We start from the raw sequence: 26053 nt of genomic DNA, 5'->3' as shown, positions 1-26053 counted from the left end.
GGATGGACGACGACGCCTTCACCAGCATCGACGGCAAACTGTTCACCCGTCTGCATTGGGGTCCGCTCGCCCCGATCAACGTCCAACTGAAAGACGGACGCACGCTGACGGGAGAACTGCTGGCGGTGTCGCGGCACGGTGGCGTCGGCAATAGTGGCGGCGCGCCGAGCGGTGAAATCTGGCTGATCGTCGCCGGCGACAGAACCTCCGTCTACTACGACCAGATCCTCGACATTCAATGAAGACGTGAGCCCGACGCGGGCGGAATTAGGTGATGACAAAACTCCGGATGCGCCTGGCCCAGATCGCCTACGCCGCGCGCGACACCAACATCTACACCTTCACGCCGCTCGACGGCGCGACGCTGCCGCCGGCGGAAGCCGGCGCGCACATTGATCTGTTTCTGCGCCCGCATCTGGTGCGTCAGTACTCGCTGCTGCAGCCGTCGTCGGCGCCAGGCGCGTATGTCATCGGCGTCAAGAAGGACGTAAGCGGCCGCGGCGGCTCGCGTTACGTGCACGAGCAATTGCGCGTCGGCGACGAGATCGAGATCAGCGCGCCGCGCAACAATTTCCCGCTGGTGGAGGACGCCGCGCACAGCGTGCTGCTGGCCGGCGGCATCGGCATCACTCCGATCTGGGCCATGGCGCAACGGCTGCAGGCGCTCGGCGCGAGTTGGCGCTTGTACGCCTCCAACCGCTCGCGCCAGGATACCGCCCTGCTCGCCGAACTTCAGGCGCTGCCGAATGCGACGCTGCACTTCGACGATGAGTCCGGCGGCTTCCTCGACCTGGTCGCGATCATCGCCGCGGCGCCCGCGAACACGCATTTCTACTGCTGCGGCCCGGCGCCGATGCTCGCCGCTTACCACGCCGCGCTCGCGCACCTGCCGGCCCAGTTCGTTCACGACGAAGCCTTCACTCTCGCGCCGCCGCCGCCCGGCGGCGACAGCGAGTTCATCGTCCGCCTGGCGCGCTCCGGTCGCGAGATCGCCGTCGGCGCGGATACCTCGATCCTCGACGCCCTACGCGGTAACGGCGTCGACACGGTGTCCTCCTGCGAAGCCGGCGTCTGCGGCACTTGCGAGACGCACGTCATCGAAGGCGAAGTCGATCATCGCGATCACGTTATGAGCGCCGACGAGCAGGCCGAGAACACCCGCATGATGATCTGCTGCTCACGGGCCAAGTCAAAACTGCTGGTCCTGGATATTTGACGAGAAAAACGCACATGTTCGAAACCAGCCTTGATCACAATCTGCCGGAAGAACTCATCCTCTTCCGCGACAACATCCGCCGCTTTGTCGACCGCGAACTCGTGCCGCTCGAGCGCCACGTCACCATCGACGGCAAGTTGCCGCCGGAGCACGAGGCCGCCGTCGCTGAGAAGGCGCGCGCCGCCGGTTTCTGGCTGATGGATGTGCCCACTGACCTGGGCGGCGCCGATCTTGGACTCTCGGCGCTGGCGATCTTCTGGGAGGAAATCGCCCGCACGACCTCCGTCTCCGCCCGCGATCACGCCATCTTCGGCCCGACTATCGGCCCCATTCTGCTCTCGCTGAAGGGCGATCTGCGCGAGCGCTATCTGCTGCCGGTGCTGCGCGGCGAACTCAAAGCCTGCTTCGCGCAGACCGAGCCCGACGCCGGCTCCGATCCCGCCTCGATGCGCACCCGCGCGATCCGCACGGAGCGCGGCTGGAGCATCAGCGGCCACAAGCGCTACATCACCAAGGCCGCCACCGCCGACTTCGCCCAGGTCATGGCTGTCACCGATCCGGAGCGCGGTGCGCGCGGCGGCATCTCCTGCTTCATCGTCGACATGAAGACACCCGGCGTCACCATCGGGCCCGCCGAAATGACCATGATGGGCGACACCCCGTACGAAATCTTCTTCGATAACGTCGAAGTACCGGCGGAGAACCTGGTCGGGGCCGAGGGCATGGGCTTCGCCCTGGCGCAGAACTACATCAATCACGGCCGCATCCGTCACGGCGCGCACTCGTGCGGCGCGATGGCGCGATGCCTGGAGATGACCGTCGCCTACGTGCACCAGCGCAAGACCTTCGGCGAATACCTTTCCGATCGCCAGGGCGTGCAGTGGATGCTCGCCGACGGTTTCACGGCGCTGCACGCGACGCGCTTGATGGTGCGCGACGCCGCCGCCAAGCTCGACCAGGGCATCGAAGCCCGCATCGAGACCTTCATGGCCAAGATCACCGGCGTCGAGAACGGCTTCAAGGTCATCGACGATTGTCTGCAATTGCACGGCGGCATGGGGCTGACGCGCGAGACGCCGCTTGAGCGCTACTGGCGCGACCTGCGCAGTTTCCGCATCACCGAGGGCCCCACCGAAGTGCTGAAGACCACGATGGCGCGGTCAATCCTGAAGAGCGCGGGGCGCTAATGCGAGACATCCTGCAGGGCGTCCTGGTCATTGAACTGGGCACGATGGTCACCGCGCCGCTGGCCAGCATGATGCTGAGCGACATGGGCGCGCGGGTGATCAAGGTCGAGTTGCCAGAAAGCGGCGATCCGTTCCGCGGCCACGGCGGCGGCAAATACAGCCCGCCCTTCGTCGCATACAATCGCGGCAAGGAGAGCATCCAGCTCGACCTGCGCTCCGAGGCCGGTCTCGGCAATCTCGCCCAGCTACTGGCGCGCGCCGACGTTGTCATCGAGAACTTCCGCCCCGGCGCGATGGAGCGCATGGGTTTCGACAACGCCCGGCTGCGCGCGCTCAATCCGCGGCTCATTCGCGTGTCGATCACCGGCTTCGGCGCCGACGGCCCGTACAAGGATCGCCCGGCCTATGACAGCGTGCCGCTAGCGCTCTCGGGTTTGTCGTCGCTGCTGCTCGATCCCGCCGACCCGCGCATGGCGGGGCCCACGATCGCCGACAACATCACCGGCATGTACGCGGTGCAAGGCGTGCTGGGCGCGCTGCTGCGGCGCTCGGCTGGCGGCAGCGGCGGCCATGTCGAGGTCAACATGCTGGAGGCGGCGATCTCGTTCATGCCCGACGCCTTCGCGCAATTCACCCGCGCCGGCATCGTCTCGTCGCCTGCGACGCGCGTGCGCATCTCGCAAGCCTACACCTTCGCCGACGCCGATGGCCGCCTGATCAGCGTGCACATGTCGTCGGTGAAGAAGTTCTGGGAAGGCCTGGTCAAGGCCATTGATCGCGCGGATCTGGCCGAGGACGAGCGCTTCGCCACCCCGATCGCTCGCACCCGCAACTATGACGAGCTCCGCGCCATCCTCGCCGCCGTGTTCGCCAAGCGCGGGCGCGACGACTGGATGCGCGCGCTCTCCGCCGAAGAGGTGCCGGCGGCGCCGGTCTACGCGGTGGACGAAGTCCAGGCCGATCCGCACGTCGCGCACATGCAGACATTCGTCCGCACGGCCCATCCGAGCATGGGCGATATCGTCGACATCAAGAGCCCGATCACACTCGACGGCGAACGCCGGGATGCGTTCGCGCCGCCGCCCGAACTGAATGAGCACGCTGCCGCGATCGCCGCCGAGTTCGGCCTCAAGGGCTAGATCGTGAACTGCTCGAACGTCGCCGGATGAAACAGATCCTCGACAGCGATCCGGCGCGATGAGAGCCCCTGCCGGTGGTGCTGAGTGAAAAATTCCTCCAGCACGTGGCGATTCTTCTCGATGCCGTAAGACCAGAAGTCCTCGCCCATCAGCGTCATGTCCGCATGCAGGCGTTCGTCCACGAACGGCATGGTAATCTTGCAGGCCGAAGTTTCGCGCAACCGCTCCAGGCAAATGTCCTTCGCCTCGGTGAACGCCTTGAGTGCGGCGCCCGGCAGCCAGGGATGCGCCTCCGCCAGTGTGCGACGTACGCCGAGAATGTGCATGATCGGAAATATCTGCCGGCGCTTGTAATAGGACATCGCCTCGACCAGCGGATCGTCGAACAGCCAGCCAATGTTGTGCGCTTGCGCCTTCGGAACGTCCGGGGCGCGAGGAGCGATGAAGCCATCGATTTCGCCCTCGGCGAGCAACGCCGAGATGGTTTTGCCTTCCGGCGCGTCGATCAAGCGAATGGACGACGGCAGGTCCAGCTTGATCTTTTCGGGCCGCTGCGCGTCGGAGATGCCGCCACGCACCCATACGATGTCCTCCGGCGCTACGCCGTAATCCTGTTCGAGGAAGGCGCGAATCCAAACCATCGCCGTGAGTTGGTACTCCGGCAGTCCGACCTTCTTGCCCTTAAGATCCTCAGGTCGCTTGATCCGATCCTTACGTACATAGAAAGCTGAATGCCGGAACATGCGCGACAAAAACGCCGGCACGCCAACATAAGGCAACGTCCGGTTCGCCGTCTTGACCACTGACGACGACAGCGACAATTCGCAAATGTCAAACTCCGCGTGCCTGAAGGCGCGAAAGAATATCTCTTCCGGCGAAAGCTGCATGAACACCGGATCGACGCCGTCGATCTGGACATCACCGTCAAACAGCGGGCGACAGCGGTCGTAGTTGCCGACAGCAACGGACAGCTTCAACTTGCTCACGTAGACGCCGCTTCGGCATAGGTGGGGTGAATGGTGACGCTCATATCCGCGATGTTCTCAATCCGACAAGTTATTATGTCACCCGGCTTGACCGGCCCCACGCCTTCGCACGTCCCGGTCATGATAATGTCGCCGGGATAGAGGGTGTAAAAACGCGACGCATAGGCAATCTGTTCTGCTAGCTTCATGATCATGTTCTTGGTGTTGGAGGCTTGGCGCAACTCCCCGTTCACATGCAGGGAAAAGTCGAGCGCCTCCGCGTTCTCGATTTCGTCCGCGGTAACAAGCCAAGGGCCCAGCACAGCGTAGCTGTCGCCGGATTTGCGCAAGCTGCGATCCTCTGGTCCGCGCACTACCATGTCGAGCGCGATCGCATAACCGGCAACGGCCGAAAGCGCCTCTTCCACGCCTATGTTGCTCACCGTCCGACCCATGACGACACCCAACTCCATCTCGTGGTCGTTGCGCCGATCCGGAAAACGCAAGGTGATGCCCTCGCTCGGCCCCACTAGCGCGCTCACCGCCTTGAGAAAGAACCCCTGTTGCTCAATTGAGCCACGGAAACGATCCGAGAAGGTCTGCACATCGGCCTCGGCTTCGGCAACGTGCTCGTGATAGTTCACCGGCACGCCGATGATCTTGCTTGGTTGCTGCACCGGCGACAGGAATTTCGCTTCGCCGACCGGCTTCGACGCGGCGCCCGGCAGAGCGCCCTCGATCGCCGGCTTGAGCGCGACCAGGTTGGCGATCAGCCAATCGCCGCGCGTGGCGAGCCACGGTTTTGCCCGCTTCGGCAAAGCCTCCAGCGCCGCGCTCGCATCGAACACGCGCCCGCCTTGCACAACGCCAAGGCACCCGTCGTCGTAAAGTGCAATCCGCATCGTTTCTTCGATTCTGTTCAGGCGGTTTCTTCGCTGAGCACGCCCAGCCGCCGCATCACATCGCGATCCGAGAGCATGAAGATGTGCGCTTCCTTGCTCATCGCGGCGTGGCTGGCGAAATTGCCTTGCGGGATAGTGAAGAAGTCCTTCTCCCGCCACGCAATGGTCTTGCCGCCGATCGTCGACGTCCCTTCGCCGGCCACCACCACGCAGGCGACACTCGCATTGCTGCGGCGTTGCGTTGTCGCCGCGCCCGCTTCGATCGCCAGCATCGTGCAATCTAGCAATGGCTGCGCCTGCGCGCCGGTGATCGGATTGGTGTAGCGAATGGCGCGGGAACCGTCGGCGGCGCGCGGCGCCGCGGCAAGCGCTTGCGTCGCATCGGCATACGAATAGCGAAACACCGGCGAGTAGTTCGTGGTGAACGAAGTTTCCGCGGGCAGGAAGTTTGCCGTCGCGAACACTGCGTCCGCTGCAGTCTCGGGCAAGTTCGTCACCGGCGGCGGCTGAAACTGCGCCGTGCCCAGATAGGCATGCAGCGGCACGTCCAGCGCATCGAGCCACAACACCGGCGCCTCGCCGTCGTGGCGGTGCTCATGCCAACACCAAGCTGGCGTCAAAATTAGGTCGCCATACTCCATGGGACACTGCTTGCCGTTAACCAGCGTCGTCGCGCCACTGCCCTCGAGCACAAAGCGCACAGCGCCCATCGAGTGGCGGTGCGGCCGCGCAGCCTCACCGGGCAACAGACACTGAACGGCGCACAGCATAGCACCAACCGTATATTCCTCGTGCTCGCTGCGTGCGTAGGGTGTCAGGTATTGCAGCACGCGCCGCTCTACCACGTTAGGCGAAGTTTCGCTGAACGCATGCTCCAGCAACGGACGCGTCTTTGCCCACTCCCACAGGTGCGGCTGCTGCGGCGGCGGCGGCGGCTTGTGCGCAGTCGGACTAAGCCACAACGGTGCAAGGTGATGCTCTTTCCAGCGCGCCAGGATGTCGGGCCGAACGCCATGGGAAGCCATGCTCTTCTCCCTGTTGCGCTCCGCTTCACTCAAACGATCACGCCTGGCGGGATCGGCTTGCCGAAGGTAAATGCCGCCTGCGCCGCGTAGACCGGCTGGTCTGCGTTGCAGGCGTGGCACATTGCAACAGTCATGTCGCGATAGAAGCGCTGGATCGGGTTGGAGTTGCGCGCGACGTTTCCGCCAACATTACTGAATACGGCATGCGCAGCTTCCGCGGCGCGTCGCACGGCGCGCACCTGATTACGGCGGGCTTCATGCTGCAACGCCGCCGGCACCTTGCCGCCCGACATCGCGATGTCATAGCCGCGCTTCATGTCGGCAAGTACATGCAGCCGCGAAGCCGAGATGTCGGCCATCGCCGCGCCCAACGCCGCCATCTGGAACGGGTGATCGATCGCCTTCAGGCCGCCGCGGTTCACACGGCTTTCCGAATACTCCCAGAAGCGTCGCACGACGCCATCTGCTAGACCGATCGTGGCTGCGGAGATGACACCCGGAAACAAGAAGTCGAACGGCACTTCGTACAGACGCGAATCCGGCCGATTCTTTCGGTGATACTCGCGATCGTTCAACTTCTTGACGTTGATGACACGATAGTCGGGCACGAACGCGTCTACCGCCTCCACGTCCTTTGAACCAGTGCCGCGAAGGCCCATCGTGTCCCAGCTGTCCTGATGAATCACGTAATCGCTACGCGGCAGGATGAAATGATGCGGTTCAGCGAATACACCCGGATTGGAGCCGTCCGCAGCTTCAGCCAGACCGCCGACCACGATCCAGTCGCACCAGTCCGTGCCGGAGGAGAACGGCCAGCGGCCGGTGAACTGCCAACCACCCTCGACGCGGCGCGCTCGTCCCAGCATTGCGTAAGGCGACGCCATCCAGGTGTCGACGTTCTTACCCCAGACCTCTTCCTGCAGGCGCGCATCTGCCTGCGCAAACTCGAACGAGTGCACGCCGACCACGCCGGCAACCCAGCCGGCCGACGGCGCGTGCGCGGCGATATCCATCACCAAGCGGCAATACTCTGCTGGATCACCTTCCATGCCGCCGTACTCCAACGGCTGCAGCACGCGCATCACGCCGCTCTCGAGCAGAATATCACGCACCTTCGGCGTAAGCTGACCCAACTCATCGCAGGCGATCGCATCCGTAGCCAAGGTCGGCATTGCGGCCTCGATCTTAGCGCGCACGTCCGCCAGCGTCGCAGGGCGCTCCAGATCTTTCTTCAAAACTGCCTTCACCGTTCACTCCTCAAGATTTTCGGCGCATCGATTGGTTGCGATTGTTAGGCATTGAAGCCGCCACGGAAGAAGATCAGCGGATCGCTGCCGGCGCACACGGGGTTCTCTTCGAGCGCACGCGTCTTGATCACAATCAAAGTGTGGTCTCCAATCACCAGGCTGCGTTCAACGCGCCCAGCGATCCAGGCCAGCGCCTCGCTCAGGCGCGGCGCCGCACCTTCGTCCTGACGCCAGCCACCGCACTGAAAGCGCCGCTCCTTCTCGCGGCTAAAATCCTTGCAAAACTGCGCCTGTTCATCCGACAGCACGTTCACGCAGACTTCTTCGCACTTCAGAAGCCGCGGCAGCGTGTTCGAACGGTTGTCGATAAACAGGCCCACCAGTGGCGGGCTCAGCGAAATTGAGACCAGCGAGCCGACCACCATCCCAAACGGCCCCGCCCCGTCATCGCCAGTGACGATTGAGACCGACGTCGGCACGTTGCCGAGCACTTTGCGGAAAAGCGCGTCGCTGATGCGGTTGACAGCAATAGTCTCAGAATAGGCTTCAGATTGCACCGGCACCTTCAGCATCACGCGCGGATCGGAGGGAATCTCGTAGTCAGCCATGGATGATCATCGCTGGCGGCAAATCGGGGCGCAGCTCTTTGTGTCCCCAGATCGAGGTCGTGGAATAGGTTTTCGGCTCCCACAAATCGTGGATCAACAATCCGCCGTAGCCGTATTCGATACGCAGCACTGACGGCGAGAACAGGTAAGTCGACACCATGCGGTCGTTGGTATGGCGACCGATCGACTTACTTACCGGAAACTCATAGCGCTCGCACAAATCAACCGCGACGCCTACATCATCGAGGGCGTTCACTTCGATCATCAAATGGTGCGCGCCGGATTTGCCAGGAACTGGCGACCCGATCGCCAGCGAATGGTGGCGACCGTTGCAATGATAGAAAAGCAACTCTCGTGCGCCGTCGAGGACCTTGTCGGAGACGTGAAAACCCATCACGTCGACATAAAATCGATCCGCCTCATGGAGATCCGGCACTAACAACACGATGTGGCCCATGCCCTGGTCGCCGGTGTTGAAGCCGCTCATCGGCCGGCCCGGCTGGAAGGTGTTCGGCGTGACCCGCTGGCCCCACGCTAGTTCATGGCGGAAGCCGAACGGATCGATGAACCAGCTGAAGCCCGCAACCTTCCGCTCGGCGATTTCCTCTGGGCTCCCCGCCTGCGGCTTGATCCCAGTGGATTCAATCTGTTTACCGAGCGCGAGAGCCTCGCATTCGTCGCGCACGGTCCAGCCGATGTAGGCGATGCCATTCTTGTCGCTCGGATGAATCCAGAGCCGGCAATCAGCCTCGTCCATTCGAAAACGCACGGCGCCGCCAGCGCCGTCTTCGATATTCTGAAGCCCCAAAACTTCGGCGCCGAAGCGGCGCCACTCGCGCGTCGCGGCGGTGGTCAGCCCTAGATATGCCATCGATCTAATCATGGCGCCGCCGCCTCCGTTTATTATGAACTCTAGACTCTTTATTCTATAAGTCCAGCGTCAGCGTTCCCCTCTTTTTTGATGACCTGACGCACCCTCCGCGCATAGCGAAGGTTTATGAATTCACAACTCTAGACTCGACGTTCTATCATGTTACAGGTTTTTCGGTCGAGTCTTGTCGCCCCAAGGATCAGCTCATGTTCAGCCGTCGCGCTATCCTGGGCACAGCGGCTCTCACCGGCGCCGCGATGGTCGGCAACGTCCAGGCCACCGCAGGCACCGACGCCGCATGCGACGCGGGCCCCTACCGAGATGCCATCGAGCCGCTGGTCGATCACATGCTGTCGACATGCTTCGAAGCAATCCCCCCCGGCGCCCTGGAGACGACACGGCAGCAATTACTCGACACCGTCGGCGTCGCCTGCGCCGCTCGCAACGAAGCTGGCGTCGCGGAACTTCGTGAGCTGGCGCTCGAAATCGGCGGCCGCGGCGAAAGCGTGCTGTGGGGCTCATCGCTGCGCGTACCGTCCCACGACGCGGCGCGCGCCAACGCCGTAATGGCCCATGCGCTTGAGTTCGATGACACCTTTGAACGAGGCTTTCTACATCCTTCGGCCATCACCTTTCCCGCCGGCTTCGCCGCTGCAGATCAAGTCGGCGGCGTCAGCGGCCGCGAGTTTCTCGCCGCCACGACACTTGCGATCGACGTGGCATGCCGCATCTCGGTCGCCTCGCAGCCCGGCATAGACGGCTTCGCTGTGGGTTGGCATTACACTACGCTGATTGGCTACCTGACGTCAGCGCTCCTCGCGGCCCGTTTGATGGGTCTGAACCGCGACCAAGCGATCAATGCCGTCGGCATTGCGTCGCACCAAGCCGCTGGCAACGCGCAATCACACCTCGACGGCGCGCTGACCAAGCGGCTTGGCCCCGGTTTCGCTAGCGCTGGCGGCGTGCTTGCAGCGCGGCTCGCGGCGCGCGGCTTAACGGGTCCGCGTCGTGTGCTTGAGGGCGACCGCGGCTTTTTCCGCCAATATCACCGCAACACATATTCGCGTGAGCTGCTACTAAGCAATCTTGGCAGCGCTTATCCGGCCGAGGAAACGTCGTTCAAACCGTGGCCGTCTTGCCGCGGCTCGCACACCTCAGCCGATGCCGCTCTGCAACTGGTTGCGGAACACCGACTTCACGCGGATCAAATCGAACGGATCGTCATCCAAAACGCCCCCAGCGAGTGGCCTTTCCTCAGCCAGCCGATCGAAAGTAAGCGCCACCCAACTTCGTCCGTAGAAGCCCAATTCAGCATTCCGTGGGTAGTTTCGTCAGCGTTTGTCGACGGACGGGTCAGCCTATCTCAGTTCACGACACAGGCGCTTGGACGGCTTGATATCTTAGCGATGGCGGAGCGTATCGTAACGGAACAAGACGACCGCCTTACCAATGAGCGCGGCGGCCCTGGAGGAGCGCGCATCGAGGTTGTGACTCGCGACGGACGGACGCTGGATAAGCACGTCGCAATCGCCAAGGGCGGCATTGACGCGCCGATGAGCGCTGCGGAAACGAACTCAAAGTTCGAAGACTGCATCGCGTATGCCCAGTTAACGCCAGAATACGGTCGCTCGATCAGGCACGTTCTGGAGCGCTTCGATGCGCTCGGCGACGTCTCCGCTCTGACCATGCTCCTTGCGCCAAGTAGTTGAGCGGCGATGCGTGTTGGACGGTCGACTCTCTTTCTCCGCTTGATTCCCAGGAACGGTCATTGGCTCGAAGGCGCCGCATAGCGGAGGTTCGCCACCACCGCGGCGACCGGCAAGAGTTCGCCGAAGAGCGACATTCGTTAGACTTCGCCTTTCGCTATGAGTTCCAGATACGCGGTGAAAGAAGGGCGGATGGTGTCTGTCGAAACGTCGTTGGACTCGCGCTCATGATGCCACCACTCAATTGCCCCATCGGTGAAGCGAAGAAGCACTAAGTTGCCGTACCCATCATCTCCGATTGCGAGCGTTCCGGGCGGAATAACATCTTGGACAAGACGTTGGGTCTTAAGCAATTCGCTTAGGTCGAATGGTGTTTGGCGATGATCGGTCGGCCCCGGTTTATGCGTCCGTAGCCAGTGGCGATATTCGGCGGGCAGCACACCGCCGGACGCCCGCTCGACTTGCGCCACAGCTTCCTCGAACTCTTGCATCGGCATCGTCCCGCGCGGTTTCCGGATGATCATGCGCGTTGCGCGCCAATGTCTCAATTGGGCCATCCTAAGCCCCAGAGCAATTTTCTGCGTCTGTCTGCGCCGCTCGATAGCGGACGCAGGGACTGAGGCGTAGCCTCCGCTCCCCGCCACGCATGGTGCGGGCGGGTGAGCAGAAGGCTCACGCAATGACCATGGAGATCATCACAGACACCCCGTTCCGCACAGCAAAGCGCCAGCGTCGCATTACGGGCGGAAAGCTGACAGGCCAGAAACCAGCACTCAAGATGAAGGAGGTCTGGTCGATCCGCGCGCGATTGGAGTTGAAGAAGCGGGTGCGTGATCTCGCCCTCTTCAACCTGGCCATCGACAGTAAGCTGCGCGCCTGCGATTTGACCGCACTCACGGTCGAAGACGTCGCCGCAGGCGGCGAGGTGAAGACGCGCGGCATCATCGTGCAAAAGAAAACCGGGCGGCCGGTGCAATTCGAAATCACCGAACAAACCCGGGTCGCGATCCGCAATCTGATGAGCCGTCATTATCTGAGATCCAGCGACTTTCTGTTCCAGAGTCGCCTCGTCTCGTCGCCACATCTTTCAACCAGGCAATATGCGCGCATCGTTCAGGGCTGGGTTCGCTCCATCGGCCTCAACCCCGCCACCTACGGCACGCATTCGCTACGGCGGACGAAAGCGGCGCTGATCTATCGCAAGACCGGCAACTTGCGGGCCGTGCAATTGCTGCTGGGCCACTCGAAGCTAGAGAGCACCGTGCGCTATTTGGGCGTGGAAGTGGATGACGCCATCGCCATCTCCGAGAGTGTCGATCTGTAAGTCCCCCATTGTGGCTCCCGACCTACCATAGCGCACCCTTGACAATTGTAGCCAATAAGCTACATTGCTGCATACCGACGATTATCAAGTCCGACGCGTTCGCGGAGTGGATCGATAACCTTCGCGACCGCGCCGGCGCCGCCCAGGTGTTGCATCGCCTCGCTCGTTTGGAGCGCGGCAATCCCGGCATTGTTGCGCCCGTTGGCGAGGGCGTGAGCGAGCTGAAGATCGATTTCGGGCCGGGGTATCGCGTTTATTTTGGGCAACGCGGCCAAGAATTGGTGATCATTCTCGCCGGCGGCGACAAGTCCAGCCAAGAGCGGGACATCAAAGCGGCCAAGAGACTGTGGGACGAATGGAAGAAGCAAAACCGATGAGGAAAGCTAAGTTCTCGGCCTTCGACGTGGCCGACCATATCAAGACCCCAGACGATGCGGCGCACTATCTCGACGCCGTACTGGCGGATGGCGATGCGAACGAAATCGCCGAAGCGCTTGGCATGGTCGCCCGCTCCCAAGGCATGGCAGCGATTGCTGAGGAAAGCGGGCTTTCGCGCGAGACGCTTTATCGAACCCTCAGCGACGCTGGAAATCCGAGACTGGCGACGCTGCTCGGCGTCCTGCGCGCCATGGGCCTTCGTCTTTCGGTCGCGGCAGCTTAGTCACGTTGCGGCCGTCAGCGGCCGACACGCTCGTTGAGGTCGCCGCCGAAAGGCGTCGCTCGCAGCGCTACAGTCGCCCATCTACGCGCCGAATACGCACTCCACCCAAAGCCGCCGACAATTGAGAGATCGCCTCGGCGGAAATCGGAGGCCAATTCCAAAATGTGAGGCTTGCCCTTGCAAACGCCCAATCGGATTGCCAGTCCCAATCTTCAAGCCGCGAACTCACGAGACATGAAGGGCAAACCAATTCGCAAGTTTCGCTTCGCCACCAGCGTTCTGCAAGTTCGCCTAGGTCAACGTCTGGCTGAGACTTGACATTACATGCCGGGCAAACGCCTTCCGGCTCTGGCCTGCAATTCTCGCCGGAATGCTGGACACTGCGTTGGCTAGATCCGGCCATGCCATTGATTTTCAGCGCTAGGAAGTCATCCAAAGTCTCAGCGGCGCTCGGTGCTGGTTGCCCTGTGCGCTCACTCCACCTAGCCCATCGGCGCTGCTCCTCCTCAGAGTCAACGATTTCACGCCAGTGCGGCCCAGGTCTATGACCGAGCCATTCCGATCCATAGGCGCTGTCGCTTTGCGCTTCACAAACATATCCTCTGGAAATCAGCCAGCCGATAGCTTGGTGAGCAATCTCTTGGGCCGCGTCTTCCTCAATGGAGTCGAAGGCCAGCACTTGATAGTTGTCGCTCACGCCGACGCTCCTGCGGGGATGGACGGTAGCTTACTTCGCCGCAGGCAGCGACCGGATGGGCCACCGCCTACCCGCTAGCAATATTTCTCGACGGGCTTGCTCTCTCGATTCCAGCCGTTGGTCATGCTGCGTCCGCTAAGGCGCGATGTCGCCGGACTCAGTCATTCATGACGACCTGACGACACGGCAAACCTTGCGCGTAGGCAGACGCCGCCGGTCCGGCTACCCGTTACGGGCGGAGCGTGCTTAAGTACCGCCTCGAAATGGAGGCTGGGTGATGCGAGGTTTGCTTTTCCTGGTGGGCTTGAGCGTCGCCGCCGCTGCCGCGCCGTCGCCCGCCTCCGCGCAATCTCAGCGCACCACCGTCGCGGTAGATGCGCGCGCGGAGGTGGCGTCGGCGCTCTACGCAGCCAGTGCAACCCAGGCCGCAGCAGAGCGCGCAGCGGATGCACGGCTGCGCGCACAGGCCGCCGAAATCGAGCGTCTGCGCCGCGAGGGACGCGCCAGCCGCACTCAGATCGCCGAGCTTGAAGAACGCTACGTCGCCGACCTTGCCCAGCGCGACCGCGCCTACGCACAAGAGATCGCGGTGTTTCGCAGCGCCGTGCAGGACATCGCTTCAACCCCTGAAGGCGCTGTAGCGTTGGCGCGGTTCAACGCCGGTGACGAGATCGGTGCGCTTGCTGTGCTCGACCAATTACGTGCGGCGCGCGATCGCGCCCGCCAGGTCCGCGCCAACGTAGAGAGCGCCGCCGAAGGTCGCCGCATCGCCTCGCTCGCCCTCGAAGCGCGCGCCCGCGGACGTCTCGACACCAGCGCCGTCATTGCCCGCTACGCAGAAGTCACCCGCCTCGATCCCGGCGTGCACTGGGATTGGGTGGAACTGGGCCGACTCTACATCGACGCTGGCAATCTCCCCAATGCGCGTCGAGCAGCGGAGAGCGCGGCTCAAACGGCGGGTGATGATCGGGATCGCACTGTGGCACTTGACGCTCTCGGCGACGTGCTCCGCGCGCAAGGTGATCTCATCGGGGCACGCACGCGCTACGAAGAGAGCGCGCACCTCGCCCAACGCCTCGCGGCCCAGGACCCGAGTTCCCCAAGCCTCCAGACGACTCTGTCGGTGAGTTTTACCAAGCTCGGCGACGTCGCGATTGCCCAAGGCGATCTGGCAGCTGCGCGACGCTACTTCGAACAGAGCTTGGCCATAGACCAACGCCTCGCCGCCCAGGACCCGAGTTCCGCAAGCCTGCAGCGCGATGTCAGCGTCAGCCTAAACAGGGGCGGCGACGTGCTCGTCGCCCAAGGCGATCTCACCGGCGCACGCGCGCACTATGAAGAGAGCTTGCGCATCAGACAACGCCTCGCCGCCCAGGACCCAAGTTCCGCAAGCCTGCAGCGCGATGTCGGCGTCAGCCTGGACAGGATCGGCGACGTGCTCGTCGCCCAAGGCGATCTCACCGGCGCACGCGCGCACTATGAAGAGAGCTTGCGCATCAGACAACGCCTCGCCGCCCAGGACCCAAGTTCCGCAAGCCTGCAGCGCGATGTCAGCATCAGCCTAAACGGGGTCGGCGACGTGCTCGTCGCCCAAGGCGATCTCACCGGCGCACGCGCGCGCTATGAAGAGAGCTTGAGCATCGTCCAACGCCTCGCCACCCAGGACCCGAGTTCCGCAGGCCTGCAGACGAATATGTCGGTGAGCTTCAGCAAGCTCGGCGACGTTGCGATTGCCCAAGGCGATCTGGCCGCTGCGCGGCGCTACTTTGAACAGAGCCTAGCCATAGACCAACGTCTCGCCGCCCAGGACCCGAGTTCCGCAAGCCTGCAGCGCGATGTCAGCGTCAGCCAGATCAAGGTGGGCGACGTGCTCGTCGCCCAAGGCGATCTCACCGGCGCACGCACACGCTATGAAGAGAGCTTGCGCATCATCCAACGCCTCGCCGCACAGGACCCGAGTTCCGCAAGCCTGCAGCGCGATGTCGGCGTCAGCCTGGACAGGATCGGCGACGCGCTCCGCGCCCAAGGCGATCTCACCGGCGCACGCACACGCTATGAAGAGAGCTTGCGCATCAGACAAAGCCTAGCCGCACAGGACCCGAGTTCCGCAAGACTGCAGCGCGCTCTGATCATCAGCTATGTGAAGCTTCAGGAGGTCACGAGGGATCGCAGTTATGCGCAGCGCGCATTGGATGTTGCGCGTGGCATGCAGGCGCGCCGACAATTGGCGCCGAGCGATGCCTGGATGATCCCTGAACTTGAGCGGCGAGCCGGCCAATGACCGACATCTTCCTCCCCTACAAGCGCGAGGATGAAACCCGCGTTGGACGCCTGGTGCAGGCGCTGGAGAAGGCCGGACTCAAAGTCTGGTGGGATCGCGGCCTGCCGGCCGGGGAAAGCTGGCGCGCCAACATTCGTTGCGGTCCATTTGTGCGGCCGGAAGACCGGCCTCAGGTTGGCACAGGGGCCGCGGGCGCGGCGAAGCGCTCGCACATGCGGGCGCGGCGGGCGCGGGTTTCGGCGGACGCCGCGGAGGTGGTTTCTTCACAGGCATAATCGCGACCGCCCAGATTCCAACGCACAGAGATCAGCCGCAGCCACTGGCGCATGCCTTCAAACCAGCCATCGCCGCGCGCGCGGTTCGGGAAGACGGCGAGCAGACCGCGCCAGTCACACGGATTCCACGGACGGCCTTCAAGGTCGGCGTAGAGCGCGGCGCCGTTGCCATCGGCGCTCGCTGTTTGCTCGTCGCGCACGGAGGCCGGGAATGGATCGATGTAGTCGGCACTGAGGCGGCAAACGCTCGCGCGTAGCGCACCGCCGCGGCCCTGCGCGATCGCGCGTGGATCGCGAAGCAGATAGTTCACGGCCGGAAGGTTCTCCCTTTGCTCAGAGGTGAAGTAATAGGGCTCGAGGTTTTCCGATGCGTCCTCGTCTGACGGTACGCTGGCGCCTGCGGTGCCGAGAGGTGTCGTTACCCCAGTGGCGACATCGTACTGGAAAGACAGACGCGGCAAATCTGACGCCAACCGCTGAGAATAAATCCAGAAGTCACCAGAGGGCGTAAATTGATTGCCGACGAGATTCTCGAGCCGGTGCGTCCTCGATCCGTCGATCGAATACACGGTTCTGGCTCCTGAGCTGCTGAACGCAACGAAGGCGTCGCTGATGAAGGGCGTCGTTCCGTAGGTGCGAATGTAGTCGACGTCGAGTTGCGCATCGAGTGTCACGTCCGGCGCGTTCGAGTGGAGATCGCGCACAGTCGTCCGGCCATCCGCAGCTCGAACGAGCACGTACCGGCGATTTGGCGACCACAACCACTCACTGTGGAGCGGCTCCTGCCGACCGGAGTCCAAGTCCCAGACAAGGCCCTGCCCATCGCGCGGCGAGATACGCAGGTAACGCGCGCGAGCACCCTGCGGTGCCAAATGGGACAATATTTGATGCCCCTCCGCGTCGTAGAAATAGACGCTGGCTGATCGATCGACGTTGAGCGGTGTCTCTCGCCGTGACTCGACGTCATAGAGAAATGCCGCGTCCTGCCGGCGTAGGACGAGGTAGCGGCCGTCCACGGAGATGTCGATGTCTTGTTGAGCATCGCCAGAGAAGTTGAGCGGCGTATCTTGAAGCGTCGTCGCATCGCGCAGGCGCGGCGGGCCACCTTCGTCGAAAATGAGAAACGTTTGGCCGTTGCTTGAGTTCTCGTTCGCGAGGCCGACATAGACCTCGCGGCCGGTTTCGATATTCAGGTAGCGACGGGGGTATGGCGGCGGCAGGTCAAAGTCGAACATCAGAGCGATGTGCCCGTAGATCGCGTTGAGCCAGTAACGACCGACATTGATGCGCAACGCACCCGTTGCGTCGTGGATAGCTGTCGTGCCATCGGGGGTGAGCACGGCGAAGTAACGCTCATCATCGGACGAAACGATGGACGCTCTGTGGTCCGAGAACTGACTGAAAAACCTGCCACATCCGATTGACCCGAAGCTGACTGTGCGCCCCGTGTGCAGGTCCCGTAAGATGCCTTCGCCTGCAGCAGTGCGGTGGAGCAGATAGCGCTCACGCCGCGAGAAACCGTAGCAGAGACGAGGCTCCGGCGCACTCGTCGACCAATCGTCAACTGTGTCGCCCGGGATTTCGCCGAGATCGATCGGCGCCGATCCCTGACGGAATGAATAGAGCGTCCCGCGCGCCGTCTCGCCAACGCGCTGGACGGCGACCAAGGACAGCCCGTCTTCAGCAACGGCGTACTCGCCGCCTATTTGCGTCCCCTCTCCGGTCTCAGTATTCCAGAAGAGAATTTCGTCGAACCCATAGTTGATGAGCGCGCGGCCGTCCGGCGAGAATCTGAATTCGTCATCGATCGCACTATCCATGCGCGCGCCCTCGAGGAGCGTGCGCTCTCCGGTGCGAAGGTCGGCCAAGAAATAGGTTTCAATGTCGGTGTCGCGGTCCGTTTCTTCGAGCACGGCAAACCGAAAGTCCGGTGAATGTGTGCGTGCGTATCCGGTGTCGAAGCGGCCGACGATGGAGACCAACAGACCCGCCTGCCCCACGACGTCGTCCGCTTGGCGGGAGTGCAGAGGGTTGATGTCGCCATCGGCAGGCAAACCGGCAAGCGCAAACGCAGCTGACTCTATCTGCTGGCGCTCAACGCGTTCAGCGGCGGCCGTCGTCATTGCGGACCGTACGCGCTCACCGGCCGGGAGGTTGATTGCGGCGATAGCGGTTATGACGAGCGCGGCCACGCCCGAGCCCAGCGTCAATGCTTGCTGCCTGCGCCGTTTCCTATCCCGATCGATAATTTGTCCCGGCGTGACGCCCACCATCCCCGCGACGATTTTCAGCCAAGCATTGCGAAACCCATCCTTCCCTTTGCGCGCATCCGCCGCGAGCGGTTCGAGTTTGTCGCCGGAGAGGGCGTCGCCGCGGAAGGCGGGTGGGAAGCAGGTTTGCGTGCAATCCGCGCCCTGCTCGTCGGTGAGTGGCGCTGTGTCGGGGATGATGGCGAAGATTTTTGCGTGACGGCCCTGCGCGGCGAAGAACTCAATCTCCTTTTGCACCCACGGGCTCGCGGCGCCGTTGGGCGAGCACACGACGATCAGTGCTGCGGACGCTCTGAGGTTTGCTTCGATCTGATCGCCCAGATGCCCCGCGCTCAATTCTTCGCGGTCGCGGAACACAGGATAGATGCGGTTCTGCTTGCCGCCGCCGATCAGGTCGAACTTTCCGAGCGACGATGGAATGCCGTAACTCTCAAGCGCGCGATGCAGGCGCTGTGCGAATTTCGCGTCCTTGCTCGAATACGAGATAAAGGCGGCGTAGCGATAAAGTTCGGCCATGGCGTCCCCCCGGACACCCAAACCTATCATCGGTCGTCTGGGTGTCGAGTGGCTCGAATGGGCCAGCGGGCGTCATCGGGCTAATTTTCGCGACCGGCCTACTCGCTCCATTGCAGACAGTGACGCGTGAAAGCATGGGGCCTGCACTCCGCCGGCATCGGGAATGGCTTCCACATTGCCGCGCCTACTGCGCATTCCCGCCACAGACGTCGCTCGCCACAACCTGGCGTTCTTCGAGCCTGCAAACTGCTTCTCCGGTAAGTCCACAGGCTCCGCCTTCGCACGCAAACGCCCCTTCTGAATCCGCTGCGGTGACACGAAACTGCGTAGTTGCAGCGAAGCCTTGGCAAAGCTGAGCGGCGCGCGCTTGTGCGCGCGTGCGCGCCTCCGTTTCAGACGAGCCGCCAGCATAGAGCGCTAGGCGGCGTTCGCCCGCGATCCATCGCTCTTCCTGCAACGTGACGCGGGCATTGAGACGGCTGTCCACAATCTCGCGGAGCGGACTTGCTTCGAAATGATCGCGATAGCCTTCGAGCGCAGCACAGTCGCCGGGCGGCAAACGTTCGAACGCGACGCGCTCGGCCTGCGTTGGACGGTTGCCGAGATTGACCGCCCCGCACACGTCCGAAAGGTAAGGTTGCCCCACATCAATGGTGCAAACTTGATCCTGCACTTGCAGCAAGTTCATACCAAATCCTACCAAACCGGCCATGCCTGCACTGGCGACACTACCGATCGTCAGCCGCCGTAACAGACGTCGCATCGGTCCGCGCGCCGGCGGGACTGCACGCCCTTCGACCTTGGCGCGGATCGCCGCCACCGCGTCTTGAAAGAACGGATCGCTTTGGCTGCCACGCCAATGAGAGAGATCGATCGCTTGCACTTCGCCGAAGCCGAGCGGCGGGCGAACCCCGCGTTCGAGGAGGACCGGCACGAGGATCCCGCGGGCCTTGGCTTGCCCGGCTTCGTCGCGGACAAAATCGCCCGCAGGCGATGTGCTCTGATGCGTCCATGCTACAACCACGCATTTTGCAGCGTCGAGCGATCCTTGAATGTTGGCGCGCCAGCTCTCCCCGCCAGGAAGACCACGATCCCACCACAGTTTTAGGCCGGCTTTCTCGAGCGCCTGAACCAGGCGGCCGACACGCGGTTCGTCCTCGCGCTTGTAGGAGATGAAGACGTCGCTCATCGCTACCGCCCCGCGCTCACGCGCGCCGTCGCCTTCAGCCTAGTCGCCAAGAGCCAAGTCAGCATGCGCCCCCCCCCACGCTCGCCAGCAAAGCATACCGGCCAAAGCTTGACTATACCCACTGCAGCGGACGGGCTTCAGCGCGTCACGCCGTATCCAGCATAGGTCTGCGCGATGTTCGCATCGAGCGTCAGCGCGTGGGCGATGTCGGCCTCACCCTCCGCTATTCGACCGAGCCGCAGCGCCGCAATCCCTCGGCCATAATGGTGGGTTGCGCGATCGGGGGCGGCGCGAACGGCCGCATCATAATCGTTCCACGCATCTTGCCACCGTTCTTGCTTTAATCCGACCATTCCGCGGCTGTTATAGGTTGCGGCGTCGCCGGGGCGAAGGCGAAGCGCTGCATCGCATGCGGCTCTAGCAACATCGAGCTCGAGGCCGGAGACCGCGCGAGACCAGCAGCGGCCGTTTTGGAAGCGAGCATTGTCGGGCTCGATAGAAGCAGCATGATCGACGTCGGCAATGGCGCGGCTGTGATCGCCTTGGCTGCGATGGACAAGGGAGAGATTGTAGAAGGCGGCCGCGTTCTGCGGTTCGATCCTTGTAAGTTCGTCGTAATCGGCGCCGGCGCGCACATAGTCACGTTGCGCAAAATAGGCGTTGCCCCGATTGCCGAGGGCAAGCGCCCGTTGCTCCGACGTTGTGTCTGCGGCATCGAGTACGCCGCTACAGCCCGCAATACGCTGCTCCGGCGAATAGGCGTCGCCTTCGTTCGCGCACTGACGCCTGTGATAAGTTTGCGCGAGCACAGGATCGCTGGCCCGCGTCTCTTCCAGCCATTGGCGATCCGCCGCGCTCAAAAGACCGCGGTCCCCAACCCCAGTCATGATGTTCACGAGTTCGCCCTTGAGGGAAGCGTAGTCCGGGTACTGCGTCATAAGATGACGGAAAACGGTGAAGCCCTGACTGAAGCTCGCCGCAGCGCGATCCATCCGGCTCAGACGCTCCTCCGTTAGTGCAATACTGAAGTGCGCATACGCGACACGATATTCCCTGACAGGGTCTTCGGGACCCTGGCGATACACCGTCAACATCTCCTGCAACAGCGTCAGCTCTCTTGCGTTGTTGTCTTGCAGACCACTCAAGGTGCTAAGGCTCTCTGCGAGCGCGGTCCGCGCTTCGCTGGAACCCGGATTGGCGCCGAGGAGACGCCTATAGAGGGTCACGGCTTCGTCAAAGGCTATGCGGGCCGCTTGCTGATTGCGCACAGTGAGATGCACATTCCCAAGCCACACCAGCGCGTTGGCAAGCTCACTCTGAGCGTCCGGCGCCGCATTTGGGGCCGAGGCGAGCCGACGACGGAATTCGACCCGGTTTTGTGCCGCGGCGGCCGCCTCCAGCCAGCGGGACTCGGCAAGTGCGCCGTCACCCCGCTCAGCTGCCGCGCGGGCGCGCTTGACCGAGACGTCGACGAGACCGTCAAAAATCATGCCGAGGAGGCGCTGATTGGACGCGTCGTCGGCATGGGCGGCCGCGATTGGCTGCGCGACAGCAAGCGCTTCCTGCAGATGGCTTGCGGCGCGCTCAAGGTCGTTCTGCTCGCTTGCAATGCGGCCGAGTTCCCGGAGCTCGCTCGCGATCATGCGCTCAGTCGAAATACGGTCGGGCGCGGCGCGGCGGCGATAGAGTGCAAGGCGCTCTTCGATCACAGCCTGTGCGCCGGCCCAATCCCGGCGCTCCGTAAGTAGGTCGCCATACTCGTGGAGGCGAATGAGCAGCAGGTACTCGCGCCATTCCGGGTCTTCGCCGGTTGCGGCATCGCCGCGGAAGAGATCGAGCGCGTTGCGAAAATACTGCGCGCCGTTGGCGGTGTCGCCATTTTCGTAAAACCTCCGCCCGAGGCGTATCATGTCGTCAGCCAATTCATCGCGGAACACAGTAGTTTCCGGATCACTCATCCATACGGCGCGTTGAAGCGCGAATGCCCGCTCGTACCGTTCCAGCGCAAGCGGCGTGTCATTCCGATCCAAGTAATAGCCGCCAAGGCCGCGATACAAGTTGGCGACGTCGAGTCGCGCTGCGGGGTAGTCTGGAGTGCGGCGCTCAGCGCGACGCACGAATTCGTCGGCCTCTCGCTCGACGCGCGTGCGCTCGCGCAAATCCGCCGCGCCATCTAGAACCTTGGCCTCTTCAATCAGGGCGACGACATAGATGTTCTGTATGCCAGGGTCGTCGCCGTCGCTCCTCGCGAGATCTCTGACGCGCGGCATCAGCTCTGCGATCAGCGCGCGCTTGGCGCCTGCATCGCTCTCCTGCTCGATGCGCATCAGCATCATGCCAACGGCGGCATTCTGCAGGTCGATGCGATTCGGGTACGCGCGCGCAAGCGCCTCCACAGCCGCCACGCCTTCGTTCCACAGCGCCAGTGCTTCAGCCGAGTCCGGATCGGCGCTGATCAAATGGCTGCTGGAGAGAAGCGTGCCTGCGAACATGAGCAGTGTGGTGGGGTTGGAAGGGTTCGCTTGGGTCAATTCGCGAAGCCTGCGTATACCCTCGATGATCCACCACCGGCCGTCGCGGGACTCCTCGCCCTCGTTTCCCGTGACGCCGCCGGTACTTAACAGGACGACGCCGAAGTCCACCATCGACATTGCGTGGAGCTCGCGTTGCGCCGCGCTTGCGGGGTTGGCGTCCACGATGCGCGACAGGATGCTGGTTCGCCTCGCCCTGACGCTGAGGAGCTCATTGACTTCGCCGTAGCGCTCCAGGATTTCGGCTTGGAGGCCCAGCACCCGCGCGCGCGCGTTGTCGACGGCAATGCGTTCGGCGTCGGTGGCGCTGACCGCATCAATGGCGTCCATGATGACGCTGAAATTGGCGGTCGCCGCGCGATAATCCTGGCGATCGGCCGCGTCCTCCCCCAGTTGGACCAGCGTGTCGATGTAGGTGAGTTGGAGCGAGAGATCGTTCGGCGCGCCCGCGACGGCTTCACGTACAGCCGTCAGCAGTTCGGCCTCGGTGTCATCGGAGGCTCTGAGCTGCGCCTCCAGCAGGTCGCGCCGGATCGAGACAACGCCGGGCTCGGCCGCTGCGGCGGCGGTGAGCTGGGCAAGCGCTTCGGCGCCAGCCCGCATCTGGCCCTCAAAGTTGATGCTTGCCGAGAAAATCGAGGCGCGCTCCAGCTGGAGCCGGCCGATCTCCGCAGGCGAGCGCGCCGCTTCCAGGCCGCGGTCGCTCGCTTGCTCGGCCTGAGCGAGACGTCCGGCGTCGCGGTAGAGCCGCGCCAGTTGGAGCCAGTCGCTGCTTTGGCTTCCGTCCAGGCGCGTGACCAGTTCGAAGTCTGCGATCACGGTGAGCGTGTCGAGCCTGCCGCTCTTCATCGCATCGAGATCGAGCGTGGCGATGCGGCGCGCATCGACGGCTTGCCGCAGATCAGCTGCGCGCCGCTCGGCGCGCGCGCGCGTTTCCATGAGGCGCGTGAGCAATTCGCGGCCCGCGGCAGGATCGCCCTCCGCGTATAGCGCGAGGGCGCGCCGCCCTTGGGGGGTTGCCGCAATCTCCGTTACGGTCTGACGAAAGACCGCAATTTCTTGCTGATAGGCTGAGCTGCGTTGTTCGAGATCGCTGACGTACTGCTCTTGAGCCGCTATGAGCTGCAATCGTGCGCGGTCGCCTTCACCGCGAAGTCGCTCGATCTCACGTTGCGCTGCGCTCAGCCTATCGTCGGCGAGCCGTTCGGCGACCGCTTGGGTGGCGCTTGCAGAATAAAGCGCCGCAGCAATCTCAGCACGTGCATTTGCGCTCACCGCATCGACACGCTCGGCCGCGACCGCATCGACGGGCGCGCTCGCGAGCGCTGCCGTCATGAGCCCCGTCACAAGAAGCCAGGTCCGCATGATCCCCTCCACGCCATAAGCAAAGCATTCGAGTGAAGAAATATCCAGCCCACGTCAGCCGCCATCTGACCTCACCCAAGCGCGAAATGTTTTGCCTCCGCCATGCTGTATCGTCTCCCTTTCTGGCTAATCAGCGAACCAGCCAAGAGGCACAGCTCCGCGTAATGCCCGCTTCGGATAACGATACTTTTCAGGAATGGATCGACCGAGCGACACAGTCGCGTCGAAAGAGAAATTTTTCGAGTGTCGTGGGCTTATATCCGAATGCGCGCACGCCCCGACTAAAACAGCGCAACGCTCCTGTTCTTTTCGCAAGCGCGAACACCGAGGTCGCAGACTAGCCACTGCCAGCCCTGATCAGTTATCGTCTGACCTGTCGGGCGGAGGCTAAGGTGCAGTTCTTCAGCGTCAGAAGCATTGATGAGATCGACTTCAACAAATTGATGCAGGCGCTGCCGAATCGAGCCGCCTGGAATCCTCTCAGCACACAAGGACAATACATCTCAGCGATACTGCAATCGTATCCGATGCTGCGCGAAAACGGGATCAACACTGCTCTGCGTTTGGCGCACTTCCTCGGTCAGGGCATTGTTGAGACCAACTTTATGCAGGCCAAGTCGGAGAACCTGAACTACAGTTTTACAGGCTTGAAGCGAGTTTTCGGACACAAGTTCTCAAGCGACGACGAGATTCGCGAGTACGCTCGCAAGCCGGAGCGGATTGCCAATCGCGTTTATGCGAACCGAATGGGCAATGGGCCCGAGGAGTCCGGTGACGGGTGGAAGTATCGCGGAAGAGGATTCTTCCAACTCACTGGCAAAGACAACTACCGACGCTATGGAGAACTCGCTGGCATTGATCTCGTCAGTGATCCTGACATTCTGGAACGCGATCTAAAAGTTTCGCTGCAAGTTGCTGCCGCCTACTTCAATCGCACTGGCTTGGGCGAGCACGCAGATCGCAACGATGTCGCCGCCGTCTCTCGCGGGGTCAATCGTGGTGACGCCCAGTCTAGAGCCCCCGCTCATGGCGAAGCCGAGCGCATAGAATGGACGACCAAAGCACTCTCGTTGGTGCGTGATCCCGCATCGGTTTTGACTATCGCCGATGACGCCCTTCGCGTCGGAAGCTCCGGCGACGCCGTAGTCACTCTACAGCGCAAGCTCAATTCGCTCGGTTATACAGCGGGCCTGCAGGATGGAATCTTCGGGCCAACGCTGCGGCGCGCTGTTCTTGCCTTTCAAGATGAGCACGGCCTGACGCCCAGTGGCGTTGCCGACCAAAGCACACAGGCAGCGATTGAGACGGCGCTAGAGGAGCAGCGAGCGCCGCAAACGCCAACACCGCCAAGTCCAACTCAACCGCAGCCGCAGCCGCCGCTCACTCAGAGCAGGACTATCTGGGGCGCGATCCTCGCTGGACTTGCGGCCATCGCGGAATTCGTTCGCGCAAGTTTCAGCCGGATCGCAGACGCGTTTCCGATTGTCACCACACCCCTGGGCCCCTTCAACACGATCTACGCACTAGCGCTGCTGCTGACGATTGGTCTCTTGTTGATCGTTTACGCTCGCGTCGACGATCGCAGCAAAGGCAAGCGCTAGGTGTCGCAAATGGCAAAAAGCCCTAGAGGAAGCTCCCCGTGTCTTGGGTGAAAGCTCAACATCAGAAGCGTCGACGCGATGGGGCGGAGCGCCTCGGGAGACGCTCCGTGCGAACAATTGCCATGACGCTCGTGTTTATCGCGGCCGTACTGGCGGGAACGGCGCATGCGGCCACGGTGCGCAATACCGACAATGTAAGCTACCGTGTCATTGTTTGCGACGAAGGCTGCCGCCGATCGCACGACAATGCCGACCGGCGTGATTTCTGGTTGGCGCCCGGCGAGTCCAGAGCGTTTCCCTGTTATGATCGTTGCTTCGTTGGAATCTTCAGAAACGGTGCTCCGCCTTCGCTTGCCGACATGGCCGCTGGCGGCAACGACGGATTCTTTCGCGGAGACGAAGCCGCCGAAATTGTGGATGGACAGGTGCGCCGCCGCCGTTGAGCGACGCCTCCGTAGCGTTTGCTCTGCGAATGAC

General features: G+C 62.7%; 22 protein-coding genes. 12 read left to right on the top strand and 10 right to left on the bottom strand.

Annotation, left to right across the window (positions count from 1 at the left end):
* Nucleotides 1–2 precede the first annotated feature (2 nt).
* From ATE48_RS17555 to ATE48_RS17540, 4 genes are read left to right on the top strand one after another with little or no spacing between them, the layout of a single operon-like run.
* The gene (locus ATE48_RS17555) at nucleotides 3–242 is read left to right on the top strand and encodes an LSm family protein (protein ID WP_066773835.1); all 240 of its coding nucleotides are present in this window, start codon (nucleotides 3–5) and stop codon (nucleotides 240–242) included.
* A 32-nt stretch (nucleotides 243–274) separates the two neighbouring features.
* Nucleotides 275–1216 carry a PDR/VanB family oxidoreductase gene (locus ATE48_RS17550; protein ID WP_066773833.1) on the top strand — a complete coding sequence of 314 codons (942 nt, stop codon included), beginning with the start codon at nucleotides 275–277 and terminating at the stop codon, nucleotides 1214–1216.
* Between the two features lie 14 nt (nucleotides 1217–1230).
* Entirely contained in the window at nucleotides 1231–2403 is a 1173-nt protein-coding gene (locus ATE48_RS17545; RefSeq protein ID WP_066773831.1) for an acyl-CoA dehydrogenase family protein, read from the top strand.
* On the top strand, nucleotides 2403–3542 hold the full coding sequence (locus ATE48_RS17540; protein WP_066773829.1) for a CaiB/BaiF CoA transferase family protein: 1140 nt from the start codon (nucleotides 2403–2405) through the stop codon (nucleotides 3540–3542). The genes ATE48_RS17545 and ATE48_RS17540 overlap by 1 nt, the downstream gene beginning before the upstream one ends.
* On the opposite strand, the gene ATE48_RS17535 is transcribed toward ATE48_RS17540, so the two are convergent.
* Genes ATE48_RS17535 through ATE48_RS17510 form a run of 6 tightly spaced genes read right to left on the bottom strand, consistent with a single transcriptional unit; the run spans nucleotide 3539 to nucleotide 9172 of the window.
* Nucleotides 3539–4528: an ABC transporter substrate-binding protein gene (locus ATE48_RS17535; RefSeq protein ID WP_066773827.1), complete on the bottom strand. Its 990-nt coding sequence runs from the start codon at nucleotides 4526–4528 to the stop codon at nucleotides 3539–3541. The genes ATE48_RS17540 and ATE48_RS17535 overlap by 4 nt on opposite strands.
* On the bottom strand, nucleotides 4525–5409 hold the full coding sequence (locus ATE48_RS17530) for a fumarylacetoacetate hydrolase family protein (protein WP_066773825.1): 885 nt from the start codon (nucleotides 5407–5409) through the stop codon (nucleotides 4525–4527). Before ATE48_RS17530 ends, ATE48_RS17535 begins: the two co-directional genes overlap by 4 nt.
* 17 nt (nucleotides 5410–5426) lie before the next feature.
* Nucleotides 5427–6434 (bottom strand): cupin domain-containing protein, encoded by a 1008-nt coding sequence (locus ATE48_RS17525; RefSeq protein WP_066773823.1) that lies wholly within the window; start codon nucleotides 6432–6434, stop codon nucleotides 5427–5429.
* 29 nt (nucleotides 6435–6463) lie between these two features.
* Nucleotides 6464–7681, bottom strand: a complete 1218-nt coding sequence (locus ATE48_RS17520; RefSeq protein WP_083197449.1) for an acyl-CoA dehydrogenase family protein — start codon at nucleotides 7679–7681, stop codon at nucleotides 6464–6466.
* 44 nt (nucleotides 7682–7725) lie between these two features.
* Nucleotides 7726–8289, bottom strand: coding sequence for a flavin reductase family protein (locus tag ATE48_RS17515; RefSeq protein WP_083197448.1), 564 nt, complete (start codon nucleotides 8287–8289; stop codon nucleotides 7726–7728).
* The gene (locus tag ATE48_RS17510; protein WP_066773821.1) at nucleotides 8282–9172 is read right to left on the bottom strand and encodes a VOC family protein; all 891 of its coding nucleotides are present in this window, start codon (nucleotides 9170–9172) and stop codon (nucleotides 8282–8284) included. Before ATE48_RS17510 ends, ATE48_RS17515 begins: the two co-directional genes overlap by 8 nt.
* Nucleotides 9173–9366: 194 nt before the next feature.
* Here ATE48_RS17510 and ATE48_RS17505 point away from each other — a divergent pair, with 194 nt between their 5' ends.
* Nucleotides 9367–10869 carry an MmgE/PrpD family protein gene (locus ATE48_RS17505; protein ID WP_083197447.1) on the top strand — a complete coding sequence of 501 codons (1503 nt, stop codon included), beginning with the start codon at nucleotides 9367–9369 and terminating at the stop codon, nucleotides 10867–10869.
* A 137-nt stretch (nucleotides 10870–11006) separates the two neighbouring features.
* Here ATE48_RS17505 and ATE48_RS17500 read toward each other — a convergent pair whose 3' ends face one another.
* The gene (locus tag ATE48_RS17500) at nucleotides 11007–11390 is read right to left on the bottom strand and encodes an SMI1/KNR4 family protein (RefSeq protein ID WP_156767845.1); all 384 of its coding nucleotides are present in this window, start codon (nucleotides 11388–11390) and stop codon (nucleotides 11007–11009) included.
* 161 nt (nucleotides 11391–11551) lie between these two features.
* Between ATE48_RS17500 and ATE48_RS17495 the strand changes: the two genes are divergently transcribed.
* From ATE48_RS17495 to ATE48_RS20505, 5 genes are all read left to right on the top strand, one after another.
* A complete protein-coding gene (locus ATE48_RS17495) occupies nucleotides 11552–12190 on the top strand; it encodes a tyrosine-type recombinase/integrase (RefSeq protein WP_066775337.1) in 639 nt (212 codons plus the stop codon).
* A gap of 71 nt (nucleotides 12191–12261) precedes the next feature.
* Nucleotides 12262–12567 (top strand): type II toxin-antitoxin system RelE/ParE family toxin, encoded by a 306-nt coding sequence (locus tag ATE48_RS17490; RefSeq protein ID WP_066775331.1) that lies wholly within the window; start codon nucleotides 12262–12264, stop codon nucleotides 12565–12567.
* Complete coding sequence (locus tag ATE48_RS17485; RefSeq protein ID WP_066775334.1) at nucleotides 12564–12851, top strand: addiction module antidote protein; 288 nt, start codon at nucleotides 12564–12566, stop codon at nucleotides 12849–12851. Before ATE48_RS17490 ends, ATE48_RS17485 begins: the two co-directional genes overlap by 4 nt.
* A gap of 974 nt (nucleotides 12852–13825) precedes the next feature.
* The gene (locus tag ATE48_RS17480) at nucleotides 13826–15829 is read left to right on the top strand and encodes a tetratricopeptide repeat protein (RefSeq protein WP_066773818.1); all 2004 of its coding nucleotides are present in this window, start codon (nucleotides 13826–13828) and stop codon (nucleotides 15827–15829) included.
* Nucleotides 15826–16104 carry a TIR domain-containing protein gene (locus tag ATE48_RS20505; protein ID WP_083197446.1) on the top strand — a complete coding sequence of 93 codons (279 nt, stop codon included), beginning with the start codon at nucleotides 15826–15828 and terminating at the stop codon, nucleotides 16102–16104. Before ATE48_RS17480 ends, ATE48_RS20505 begins: the two co-directional genes overlap by 4 nt.
* On the opposite strand, the gene ATE48_RS17475 is transcribed toward ATE48_RS20505, so the two are convergent.
* From ATE48_RS17475 to ATE48_RS17465, 3 genes are all read right to left on the bottom strand, one after another.
* Complete coding sequence (locus ATE48_RS17475) at nucleotides 15999–18890, bottom strand: toll/interleukin-1 receptor domain-containing protein (RefSeq protein ID WP_066773817.1); 2892 nt, start codon at nucleotides 18888–18890, stop codon at nucleotides 15999–16001. The two genes, ATE48_RS20505 and ATE48_RS17475, sit on opposite strands and share 106 nt — an antisense overlap.
* Before the next feature lie 184 nt (nucleotides 18891–19074).
* On the bottom strand, nucleotides 19075–20079 hold the full coding sequence (locus ATE48_RS17470) for a toll/interleukin-1 receptor domain-containing protein (protein WP_066773815.1): 1005 nt from the start codon (nucleotides 20077–20079) through the stop codon (nucleotides 19075–19077).
* Nucleotides 20080–20216: 137 nt separating this feature from the next.
* Nucleotides 20217–23975 (bottom strand): tetratricopeptide repeat protein, encoded by a 3759-nt coding sequence (locus ATE48_RS17465; protein WP_066773813.1) that lies wholly within the window; start codon nucleotides 23973–23975, stop codon nucleotides 20217–20219.
* Between the two features lie 392 nt (nucleotides 23976–24367).
* Between ATE48_RS17465 and ATE48_RS17460 the strand changes: the two genes are divergently transcribed.
* Both ATE48_RS17460 and ATE48_RS17455 read left to right on the top strand, forming a co-directional pair.
* Complete coding sequence (locus tag ATE48_RS17460) at nucleotides 24368–25576, top strand: peptidoglycan-binding protein (protein ID WP_066773811.1); 1209 nt, start codon at nucleotides 24368–24370, stop codon at nucleotides 25574–25576.
* A gap of 107 nt (nucleotides 25577–25683) precedes the next feature.
* A complete protein-coding gene (locus tag ATE48_RS17455; RefSeq protein ID WP_156767843.1) occupies nucleotides 25684–26019 on the top strand; it encodes a hypothetical protein in 336 nt (111 codons plus the stop codon).
* Nucleotides 26020–26053: the final 34 nt, after the last annotated feature.

The organism is Candidatus Viadribacter manganicus, assembly GCF_001679665.1.
GTDB lineage: Bacteria > Pseudomonadota > Alphaproteobacteria > Caulobacterales > Aquidulcibacteraceae > Vitreimonas > Vitreimonas manganica.
The sequence above is the reverse complement of the archived record's forward strand: the minus strand, read 5'-3'. Positions and strand labels throughout refer to the sequence as shown.